Origin of the sequence: Flavobacterium sp., from assembly GCF_044371705.1 — a bacterium.
Taxonomy (GTDB): Bacteria; Bacteroidota; Bacteroidia; order Flavobacteriales; family Flavobacteriaceae; genus Flavobacterium.
Genome location: NZ_JBILTE010000085.1, coordinates 1 through 11,460 on the forward strand (window position 1 = coordinate 1; position 11,460 = coordinate 11,460).

At 38.1% G+C, this 11,460-nt stretch carries 9 protein-coding genes; 4 read left to right on the plus strand and 5 right to left on the minus strand.

All coding sequences use genetic code 11. The features are described 5' to 3' along the window. Both lipB and ACIQ2S_RS07445 read right to left on the minus strand, forming a co-directional pair. Positions 1-708 (minus strand): lipoyl(octanoyl) transferase LipB (gene lipB / locus ACIQ2S_RS07440; RefSeq protein WP_396174541.1); only part of this gene is annotated, 708 nt, incomplete at its 3' end. A 5-nt stretch (positions 709-713) separates the two neighbouring features. Continuing rightward, on the minus strand, positions 714-1,589 hold the full coding sequence (locus ACIQ2S_RS07445) for a hypothetical protein (protein ID WP_396174543.1): 876 nt from the start codon (positions 1,587-1,589) through the stop codon (positions 714-716). A 171-nt stretch (positions 1,590-1,760) separates the two neighbouring features. On the opposite strand from ACIQ2S_RS07445, the gene lysS reads away from it, so the two are divergent. The 3 genes from lysS (at position 1,761) to ACIQ2S_RS07460 (ending at position 4,473) form a co-directional block, all read left to right on the plus strand. After that, entirely contained in the window at positions 1,761-3,452 is a 1,692-nt protein-coding gene (gene lysS, locus ACIQ2S_RS07450; RefSeq protein ID WP_396174545.1) for a lysine--tRNA ligase, read from the plus strand. 133 nt (positions 3,453-3,585) lie between these two features. Then, positions 3,586-4,050, plus strand: a complete 465-nt coding sequence (locus ACIQ2S_RS07455) for a hypothetical protein (RefSeq protein ID WP_396174547.1) — start codon at positions 3,586-3,588, stop codon at positions 4,048-4,050. A gap of 69 nt (positions 4,051-4,119) precedes the next feature. Beyond that, on the plus strand, positions 4,120-4,473 hold the full coding sequence (locus ACIQ2S_RS07460) for a hypothetical protein (RefSeq protein ID WP_396174549.1): 354 nt from the start codon (positions 4,120-4,122) through the stop codon (positions 4,471-4,473). Positions 4,474-4,526: 53 nt separating this feature from the next. On the opposite strand, the gene hemL is transcribed toward ACIQ2S_RS07460, so the two are convergent. The 3 genes from hemL to ACIQ2S_RS07475 are packed head-to-tail and all read right to left on the minus strand — an operon-like array spanning position 4,527 to position 7,567. After that, positions 4,527-5,813 carry a glutamate-1-semialdehyde 2,1-aminomutase gene (gene hemL / locus ACIQ2S_RS07465; RefSeq protein ID WP_396174551.1) on the minus strand — a complete coding sequence of 429 codons (1,287 nt, stop codon included), beginning with the start codon at positions 5,811-5,813 and terminating at the stop codon, positions 4,527-4,529. Between the two features lie 25 nt (positions 5,814-5,838). Beyond that, complete coding sequence (locus tag ACIQ2S_RS07470; protein ID WP_396174553.1) at positions 5,839-6,684, minus strand: glucosaminidase domain-containing protein; 846 nt, start codon at positions 6,682-6,684, stop codon at positions 5,839-5,841. After that, complete coding sequence (locus tag ACIQ2S_RS07475) at positions 6,674-7,567, minus strand: 1-aminocyclopropane-1-carboxylate deaminase/D-cysteine desulfhydrase (protein WP_396174557.1); 894 nt, start codon at positions 7,565-7,567, stop codon at positions 6,674-6,676. Before ACIQ2S_RS07475 ends, ACIQ2S_RS07470 begins: the two co-directional genes overlap by 11 nt. Before the next feature lie 837 nt (positions 7,568-8,404). Here ACIQ2S_RS07475 and ACIQ2S_RS07480 point away from each other — a divergent pair. Then, a partial coding sequence (locus ACIQ2S_RS07480) for a BspA family leucine-rich repeat surface protein (protein ID WP_396174555.1) occupies positions 8,405-11,460 on the plus strand: 3,056 nt, incomplete at its 3' end.

Sequence of the window (11,460 nt, forward strand, 5' to 3'; positions counted from 1 at the left end):
CGAAAGATCTGACTTAAATTCACATTCAAAAAGATTTTTAAAATGCTTGGTAATTTTTTCTTTGACAACTGCTTCATCCACCTGTGAAACACCTAATTCAACTTGCAGGGAAGTCACCGCTTTTCCACGGATACCACAAGGAATGATATTGTCAAAATAACCCAAATCGGCATTGACATTCAATGCAAATCCATGCATGGTTACCCACCGACTGGCTCGAACGCCCATGGCACAAATTTTTCGGGCAAAGGGTGTTCCTACATCCAGCCAAACGCCTGTTTCGCCTGGACTTCGTTCACAAGAAAGTCCGTATTCACCTAAAGTTAGGATAATAGCTTCCTCCAATAAACGTAAATATTTATGAATATCGGTGAAGAAATTTTCCAAATCCAAGATTGGATACCCCACAATTTGGCCGGGACCGTGGTAGGTGATATCTCCGCCTCTGTTTATTTTATAAAAAGCAGCTCCTTTTGCCGCCAATTGTTGTTCGGAAAGCAACAAATTAGACAAATCGCCACTTTTACCTAAGGTATACACATGGGGATGTTCTACAAACAAAAAATAGTTATTGGTAGGTTCTTCCTTCTGATTCTGACGATTCTGAATCTTTACATCAACAATTTTTTTAAAAAGTGCTTCCTGAAAATCCCAAACCTCCTTATAATCTTTTTGTCCTAAATCTTGTAGGTATATTTTTTTATTCATTGGATTTATTCGAAAACAACTTCGAAACTTAATTTTTCAGGATGCTCCATATAATCATCCATCGCAATGTCAACTGTTACAGTTTTTCTGTCGGCACTAAATTGAGCGTTTTCAAAAGTGATGCTTTTTACAGGTTTCGGAAATCTATAAATCATCTTGTAACTGGATTGTTCAAAAATCATCCCCATCGATTCGGTCATTTTATCCAATGATTCATCAAGTTCCTCTTCAGTGGCATCATCTATTTCTTCTCCGGACTCTTCATTAATTTCTTCTTCAACATTTTCCATTTCCTGTTTCAAGGCATCTGCAAAACTTCCGGGTGCCACTATCTTTTTAAATACTTTCCCATCATAAAAATAAGAGGTTTTTGAATCGTCTTTTAATGCCTCGGATGCAGATTCTGCCATCGGATTAGAAGTGCCTCCTCCGCCAATAGATTGCATTGTTTGCATAGGTGACAGCATTTCCATCAACTCATCAATCGAATCAAAATCTGCATACATGGAATAAACAAATTTCTTATCTGCTTCATTCATGACCATGTGTATGGTGAATTTTTCCAATCGCTTCAATTTTTGCTGCTCTTCAATGGGCAATTGTGCTATACTGTCTCTTTTTTCATCAAAAATTGATTGAAAGGTGAAAGTGGTATCCAAATCTTTAGAAGCAACTTCTCGGTTCTTTTTACTTTTATTCTTTTTCGATTTTGAAGGTTCTTCTGTTCCTAAATTACCCGCCATCTCCATCACCTGCGACATATCAATGTCATAACGGAATTTACCCGAACGGTCTTCCTTAATTTCAAAGGTTTCGGTAATGGCACAGGAGGTTAAAAACAAAAGTCCGATGAAAGGCAAAACGCGATTAAAATAATTCATGAATTTGATATTTTTTCCAAAACTACAAAATATGTAGAAGATGGGCAACGCAATAAAATGGAATTATCTTTCAATCAAATGGAGATGTGCCAAATCGAAAAAATAGTCAAAATTTACCCATTGCTCCATTTTCAAAATATCCCTATCTTTGCAGGCTTAAAAAAACAGTCTATGCAACTTTCGGAACAAGAAATCATCAGAAGAGAAAAACTGAATGCTCTACGCGAACTGGGAATTAACCCTTATCCTGCCAATCTTTATCCTTTAACGCATACGTCAAAACAGGTAAAAGACCAATTTGAAGAGGGCAAAAAGGTGAATCTTGCGGGCAGAATCATGAGCGTGAGAGACCAAGGAAAAGCTTCTTTTGCCGAATTGCAAGATAGCGAAGGTAGAATGCAATTGTACTTTAACCGCGATGTGATTTGTCCGGGTGAAGACAAGACACTATACAATCAGGTATTTAAAAAATTAACCGACTTAGGTGACTTTATCGGAATAGAAGGTGAATTGTTTACAACAAAAGTAGGTGCACAATGTGTGCGGGTAGACCATTTTACTTTTTTAAGTAAAACATTGCGTCCGTTACCTTTACCTAAAACAGATGAGGAAGGAAAAGTGCACGACGCCTTTAACGATGCCGAATTGCGTTACCGCATGCGGTATGTTGATTTAGTGGTTAACCCTCAAGTGAAAGATGTTTTTGTGAAAAGAACAAAATTGTTCAATGCCATGCGAACATTTTTTAATGACAAAGGCTATTTTGAAGTGGAAACTCCGATTTTGCAATCCATTCCGGGAGGAGCTGCTGCTCGTCCGTTTATGACGCATCACAATAGTTTGGACATTCCTTTATATATGCGGATTGCAAACGAGCTATATTTGAAACGATTAATTGTAGGTGGTTTTGATGGCGTTTACGAATTTTCTAAAAACTTCCGCAATGAAGGCATGGATCGTACCCATAATCCGGAATTTACTGCTATGGAAATTTATGTAGCCTATAAAGACTACCATTGGATGATGGAATTTACCGAGAATTTATTGGAATATTGTGCGTTACATGTAAATGGAACTACCGAAGCTACTTTTGGCGAATACCCAATCAACTTTAAAGCTCCTTATCCAAGAGTGACAATGACCGATGCAATTATACAGTTTACAGGTTTTGACATTTCCGGAAAATCAGAAGATGAACTACGAACAGCCGCCTTAAAAATGGGCATTCCTGTAGACGAAACCATGGGTAAAGGCAAATTGATTGATGAAATTTTCGGAGCTAAGTGCGAAGGAAACTTTATTCAACCCACCTTTATCACCGATTATCCGAAAGAAATGAGTCCGCTGTGCAAAGAACACCGCGACAATCCGGAATTAACAGAGCGATTCGAACTAATGGTTTGTGGTAAAGAAGTAGCAAATGCGTATTCGGAATTAAATGACCCAATTGATCAAAGAGAACGTTTTGAAGCCCAATTAAAATTGGCCGATCGCGGTGATGATGAAGCTATGTTTATTGACAACGACTTCCTGAGAGCATTGGAATACGGCATGCCTCCTACTTCCGGTTTGGGAATTGGAATAGACCGTTTGATTATGTTTTTAACCAACAACCAATCGATTCAAGAGGTGCTGTTCTTCCCGCAAATGCGTCCGGAGAAAAAGCAAGTGGAGTTAACGGATGATGAAAAAATAATTATCGAACTTTTAAAAGTTTCGCATCTTTTACCTCTAACTGAGTTAAAAGAAAAAACGGCCTTGAGTGGAAAAAAATGGGATGCCGCCATAAAAGGTTTGGCTAAACACAATATGATTAAAGTTGAAGTGGATGGCGATTTGAAAACGGTTGTTCTGAAAAACTAATTCTATACAATAAAAACAAATACAATTGCCTATGGTATCAACCATGGGCTTTTTTTTTGTTAAATATTCCACAAAGACTAAACCTTCTGTAGTTCCATTAGTCAAATCACCGTAATCAAAAAATACAGTAACCATGAAAAAAGTAATTTTTATCGCAGTATTGTTAGCAAGTACGCTAACATTTGCACAACAAAGAGGTTCAGGAAAAATGGGCGAAAATGCACCAATGAATCAAAGAGAAAGTTTCACGCCTGAACAAAAAGCAGAACTTCAGGTAAAACGCATGACTCTTCATTTGGATTTGACAACGAAACAGCAAGAAGAAATCAAAAAAATTGTTTTGGAAAACACCAAAAAAAGAGATGTAAAAAAAGCTGAAATGCAAGCAAAAAGAGCAGAAGGCAAGAAACCAACTTCAGAAGAACGATATGCCATGCAAAATCAACGTTTGGACAACCAAATTGCGATGAAAGCGGAGTTGAAAAAAATTCTTTCCAAAGAGCAAATGGAAAAATGGGAAGCCCATCAAAATGATAATCTTAGCAAAATAAACAATAAATCGAAAATGCGTCTAGGAAAAGGAAATCAAAAAAAATAATTTAATTGTTTTGACTGTTTTAAAAAAAAAAGTATATTCGCTTTAATAATTAACTAAACAATCTAAAAAATGAAAAATATTGCTTTAACAATTCTAGCTATATTCGCCTTTTCTGCATCTGCAACTGCTCAAACAATTGACCCAACTTTGTCAAATGAAAGAAAAGAAATTTTAATTAAAGAGGCTGCAACAGCAGATTATAATGCCCTTATAGAATATGTAGATACTACCCCACAACAACAAGTGGATTTACAAAATTTCTTTCAATTAAAATATGAATTGTTAAACGATCCAAAATTGACTAAAGAAGAGAAAGCAACTTTGAAAAAAGGGTTAGCAACCAAATTTTTAGCAACTTTAAATGACGGACAAGTTGAAAAATTACAAACAAATCCTGAATTATATAAAAAATTAACCAATTAATTCATTCAGAATTTAATCAATATAAAAGGCTCTTTTCAGAGCCTTTTGTTATTTTAAAGCGTTTTTGCAACAACCGCAATTGCAGCTATTGTTTCATCCAAATCTGCATAAGTCAACGCATCGGTAATAAACCACGTTTCATAAGCAGAAGGGGCAATATAGATACCCTGATGCAAAAGACCATGAAAAAACTTTTTAAACGTTTCGTTATCTCCTTTTTTTGCAGTGGCAAAGTCAACGACCGTAGTTGCAGCAAAATGCACCGATATCATTGATCCTACGCGATTAATAGTGTACACCAACTGCGAAGTGTCTAATGCTTTTCGGATTCCGGTTTCTAAATAAGCTGTTTTTGCATCCAAGCGGACAAACAAATCCGGGTCGCAGTTAATAGCTCTAAGCATTGCCAATCCTGCCGCCATTGCCAAGGGATTTCCCGACAAGGTTCCTGCCTGATAAACCGGCCCAACCGGAGCTAAATAATTCATAATTTCATTGCGAGCAGCAAAGGCACCAACGGGCAAGCCGCCGCCAATTACTTTTCCAAAGCAAACAATGTCAGCTTGAATTCCGTACAGTTCTTGAACTCCGCCGGCCGCTAAACGAAAACCGGTCATTACTTCATCAAAAATTAATAAGGATCCGTGTGCGGTGCATAAGTCTCTTAAACCCTTTAAAAAACCTTCCAATGGAGGCACACATCCCATATTACCTGCAACCGGTTCAACAATAATCGCCGCAATTTCATTTGGATTGGAAGCAAATAATTTTGCAACGGATTCCAAACTGTTATAATCTGCTAACAGGGTGTCTTTCGCAGTTCCTTGCGTTACACCCGGACTATTAGGAGTACCAAAAGTACTCGCTCCACTACCGGCTTGAATCAAAAATGAATCCGAATGACCATGATAGCATCCGGCAAATTTGATAATTTTATCGCGATTGGTAAAACCTCTTGCCAATCGAATGGCACTCATACAAGCTTCTGTTCCGGAGTTGACAAACCGAATTTTATCCACATTCGGAACCATTGAAATTGCAAGCGAGGCAATTTCTGTTTCAATTTCGGTAGGCATACCAAAGGATGTGCCTTTTTTGGCTTTTTCAATTACAGCAGTAACTACTGGTTCGTAGGCATGTCCTAAAATCATGGGTCCCCAAGAATTGATGTAATCAATCAATCGATTGCCATCTGCATCATACAAATAGGCCCCATGTGCTTTCTCCACAAAAATGGGAGTGCCACCTACACCTTTAAAAGCTCGGACAGGAGAATTTACGCCCCCGGGAATTACTTTTATAGCTTCAGCAAAAAGCTGACTACTTCTTTGATAAATCATGTTTGGATTTGATTATATTTAAATTTTATAGCTTGAGCACTTGACCAATAGCTATGGAGTTGTCTTTTAAATTATTCTTACGTTTTAATTCATCCAAAGGAATATTTGTCTTTTTGGAAATGGAATAAAGAGTATCTCCTTGCACAACTGTATAGGTTTTTTCAGAAAAACGCTCTTTAGATTTTGAAGAGCTGGTTTGAGAAGTAGTTCCACTTTTCAATACTTCTTCGTCATATTGATACAATTGATACCGTTCAATTAAACTGATTAATTTTTCAGGATATTTAGGATCGGTGGCATAACCTGCCGCTCGCAAACCTGTGGCCCATGCTTCGTAATCATCTTTTGGCAATTCAAAAAGAGAGGCATACCTGCTTCGTGTGGTTAAAAACATCGAATGATCGCGATAGGATTCGCTGGCATGTTCATACTTTCGAAAACATTCTTGTTCAGAATCATCATCATGACGAACACTTGGTCCCTCCCACTCTTTGTGACATTTAATGCCAAAATGATTGTTGGCTTTTACACTCAAAACACCCGTTCCACTGCCCGATTCAAGTATTCCTTGAGCCAAAGTAATACTAGCGGGAATGCCATACTGAGTCATATTATTTTTGGCAATACCTTTAAAATCTTCTATATATTTTGTAACTATTTCGGGGGTAACTTTTACAGCCGACGTTGCTACTAAAACTTCCGGTTCTTCTACTTTTTTAACTGTTTCTTTGGAAGTTTTAGTACTTGAAACAGGTTTCTTCACTGTTCGCGTAGATGTATTAGATTTGGTAGTTCGAACCACCGGTTTCGAGGAATGGCAACCAACCAAGAGAAATAAAACTGCAAAGAAGAAAACTTTTTTAATCACCATATGCTATTTGAGGCCAGCCTCTTTTACTTAATAATTGATTCATACCTTTAATGCCTTGCATACCTCCTGTGTGAATGAGTAAAATCTTAGAATGCTGAGAAAAATAATTTCGCTCCATTAGTTGTAAAACACCAAAAACCATTTTACCGGTATAAACGGGATCCAAAGGAATTTTAGTGCTTTGATAAATGATATTAAGAAATGCAATATAGTCTGGTGTTACTTTTGCATATCCTCCAAAAGTAAAATCGGAAATCAATTCCCAATTACTATTTTTTGCAAATTTACGAATATCATTTGATAAAAAGTCCCCTTTTAAAGCAGGGAAACCCAAAACTTTTTGATGCGGCTTAGCTGAATTGATGATTCCTGCTATTGTTCCACCGGTTCCAACAGCACAACAGATATAGTCAAAAACGGCATCTTGTGATGTTAAAATTTCTTCACAGCCTTGAACTGCTAAAGCGTTAGTGCCACCCTCCGGAATCAAATAAAAATCACCATACAATAATTTGAGTCGGTTTAATAAAACTTGATTTTCTTTGTCCCGATACTGTTCTCTGTTTAAAAAAACAAATTGCATTCCTGCTTTTTGAGCTTTCGCTAAAGTAGGATTTTCTTTAATTTTATTAATCAACTCTTCGCCTCGAATCACTCCAATAGTTGCAAAACCATTTTCTTTGCCGGCATAAGCAACTGCTGCGATATGATTGGAAAAAGCACCTCCAAAAGTGAGTAGTTGCTTGTGGTTTTGTTTTTTTGCTTCTGCTAAATTGTACTTTAATTTGCGGAATTTATTACCTGAAACTAACGGATGTATTAAATCCTCTCGCTTAATAAATAAGGAGCATTGATCTGTTAAAACCGGAATTTGTTGATTAATTAGTAACACAAAATAAATTAGGATTCAAATATATTGATAAAAAATCGAAGCTCAACTGATTTTACAATCGTTCCTAAACCAAAAAAATCATTTCTTTTTCAGTCACTCCGTAAACAAATTAAGAAATAATACTATTGAAATAAAATTTGATCGATGCAATTTAGAAAATTATCAAAAAAAAAGTGGAAATGAACCAGGGACTAACTAGTCGTAAAACTAGATGTTTTCAAAATAATACCTTCTTAAAAAAATTGAAAGAAAAAAGCATCATAACTAACTGAAATTTTGTAACTTAACACCCAAAATATCTAGTCCGCAAGGAAGTAACTGAAAAATTGTATCGGTAAATTAAAACTGTTTACAGTTAATTAAATAGGTATTTAAACGAAAATAACTGTATTTTAAAGGAATTAGTAGCTTTTTATGAGTTTATTTTTATTCACTTGCATCTTGTTTTACTAGATAAAGAGGGTGCTATTATTTTGAATAAACGACCTAAAATAACCTAAAAATACCTATAAAAAAAAGTTAAGCCCAAAATTTGCCAAATATTACTTGTAATAAACCGTGTTGATTATGAAAAAAAGTACTTTTTTAAGAATAATTTTAGAGAAAAAAATTAAAGAATAACTTTTAAGTGTTTCTTTTAAACAATCAAATTCAATCCAACAGCTAAACAATTGAGCATTTCAACGATAATAACAGTTCCTCAATGCAATTAATAGTTTGTTTGATTACATTTACATCCAATTTTTTGTTTGAATTTTGCAATCCAAATCTAATATACGCATTACACCTGGCCTCAGGGGGATGTTCAACTTTAAATAATGTGCGACCATGTTAAAAAACATACTTTCCAAAAAAATAACTACTTTTTTATTAATCCTACTTCCATCCGTTTTATTTTCACAAACAACTATAACCTCAGTCACAACTGGTAACTGGAATGATACAGCAACTTGGGTTGGAGGTGTAGTACCTGTTTCTGGCGATAATGTGATAATTGCTGCAGGACATACGGTTACGCTAGTAGCTAATACTGATATATCTTCAGGAAACCTAACGCTAACCGGGACAATTGCGCTTGCAGGTTTTAATTTGACCGCAGGCTCATTAGCAGGTGCAGGTAATATTGGCACAAGTTCTGGAACGCCATTGGTTACTGTAGGAAGCAACGGAAGTAATACGACTTATTCAGGTGTTTACAGTGGAACGGGTGCTCGGTTAACCAAAGAGGGTTCAGGAACCTTAACCCTTTCAGGAGTGAATTCTTATACAGGTGCAACAGTTATCAATGCAGGGACTTTGAGACTTGGTGTAGCCGAACGAATTTCAAATAGCAGTGCTTTAACAATTGCCACCGGTGCAGTTTTTGACATGAATGGCTTTAGTGAGACTGTTTTTTCATTTGAAGGTGGCGGAACGATTACGAGTAATGCGGTCGGTTCAGTTACGATAACTTACAATGGACCATTTGCTACTACTACGTTCAGCGGAGTGATACAAAATGGGAGCGGGACGGTATCCCTTAATATGCCCCTTTCCAACACTCTTACACTTACCGGCAATAATACTTATACTGGTGCAACTTCCGTTAGCAACGGCCTTATTTATATTGGCAATGGTGGAACAAGCGGTTCCGTGGCAGGCAATATCACTATAGGTTCGGCTGGTAATGTTTTTTTTAACCGCTCTGATGACTTCACTTTCTCTGGTAACATTTCAGGGGGCGGCATGTCTGTTTTTAAGCAGGGCGCTGGAACAATGACACTTACAGGTAATATAACGGGTATAAGCTCGGTTGCGGTACAGGGAGGAAATTTATCTATTGGTAACGGTGGCACAAGCGGATCGGTTTCTGTCAACATCAACAATACCGCTACGGTCGTTTTTAACCGCTCTGATAACATAACTTACAGTAATGTGATCTCTAATTCTGGTACAATAACTAAGTTGGGAGCAGGTACGCTTACGCTTAGTGGCGTAAATACCAATACGGGAGCGTTTAATGTGAATGTAGGAACCGTACAAATAAGCACAAATGAAAGACTTGGAAACTGCAACTTAACGGTTGCAAGTGGAGCAACATTTAACCTGAATGGATTCTCAGAAACTATTGCCTCCATCGCTGGTGCAGGAACCATTACAAGCAGCGCTGTTGGTGCTGTTACACTCACTAATGGAGGAACAACCACCACCACATTTAGTGGTGTTATCCAAAACGGAAGTGGCACACTTTCCTTAACTAAATCGGGAACTGGAACACTTACTTTAAGCAGTGCAAATACTTATACTGGCACAACCTCTATTTCAGCTGGAACTTTAATAGTGGGTAATGCTACCGCTCTATCTTCGAGTATAATTACCCTTAGTAGTACAGGAATATTAAGAACAGATGTTCCTGCAACATTCAATAGATTGACGGTTAGTACATTAACGGCAAAAGTGAATTGCAATGGAAATAATTCAACTTGTACACGACTTATTTTTCTTACTGCAACACAGCCAAATGGAACTCACGGAAGCACTGCATCATCGGCAACCTTTAAAAACAACAATTTCTTTGTGGCTGCCTCGACTGGAGTTATAACTGTAAATGATTGTGCATTTTCTTTAGAAGTGATAACTACTGCTGCGAGCCAAACAGTTACACTACCAATCTACGGCACGGTGAATACTACAGTTTACTGGGGTGATGGCGGTTCTGACACCTATACTACCTCTGCTGACTGGAACCACGTGTATGCCTCTGCAGGCACCTACACCATAACGATTTATGGCACAATGACCCAATTCGGTAGTGGAGCCGCCTACTCAAATGCTGCTCGAATAACTCGAATGGTAGAATGGGGCTGTACAGGCTTGACTAGCCTCAACGGTGCCTTCTGGGGTGCCACCAACCTCACGGATGTACCTAATAACCTTCCTGCCGGTGTTACCAATCTCAGTAATACATTTAGAAATGCTACGTCCTTCAACGATCCTGATGTCGGAAGTTGGAATACTGCTGCCGTTACGAATATATCTGGTTTGTTTTCGGGTGCTACTGCCTTTAATCAAAACATTGGAAGCTGGAATACGGCGGCGGTAACCAATATGAGTGGGGTGTTTTTTGAAGCTTCTGCATTTAATAATGGAGGAAGCAGCACCATCAATAACTGGAATACGTCAGCTGTAACCACTATGCAAAACGTGTTTCAGGCTGCCACCGTCTTCAACCAAAATACTGGCAGTTGGAATACTGGGGCGGTAACAAATATGGCTAGTATGTTTGCGTCTGCCGCAGCCTTCAACCAAAACATTGGAAGCTGGAATACTGCTGCAGTGACAGATATGAATTCGATGTTTAATACGGCAACAGCCTTCAATCAAAATATAGGCAGCTGGAACACTGGAGCGGTAACGAATATGAGTGCCATGCTTAATTCGGCAACAGCCTTTAATCAAAACATTGGAAGCTGGAACTTGAATGCCAATGTTAATTTAGGAAGTATGCTCAACAGTTCAGGAATGGATTGTTCCAACTATTCTGCCACGCTTGTGGGGTGGAATGCCAATCCGACCACTCCTAACGGTAGAACACTAGGTGCTACCGGCAGAACCCGTGGTCCGCAAGCCACCGCAGCCAGAGCCAATTTGGTTTTAGCAACCGGCAGTGGCGGTAAAGGATGGACCATTACAGGTGATACCGTAAGTGCCAATAGTTGTGGTGCCTTTATTACCCGCTGGAATTTAGCCACAGCAGGTAGTGGTGCTACCCAATTAAGTATTGGTACTGCAACCAGTGGAACCGTAAATTACTACTGGCAACAAGTAACCGGTGGTACGGCAACGGGTTCGGGCTCTTTCTCAGGATCTACCTTAACCATTACCGGTTTGCCAGCGGGTGCTAC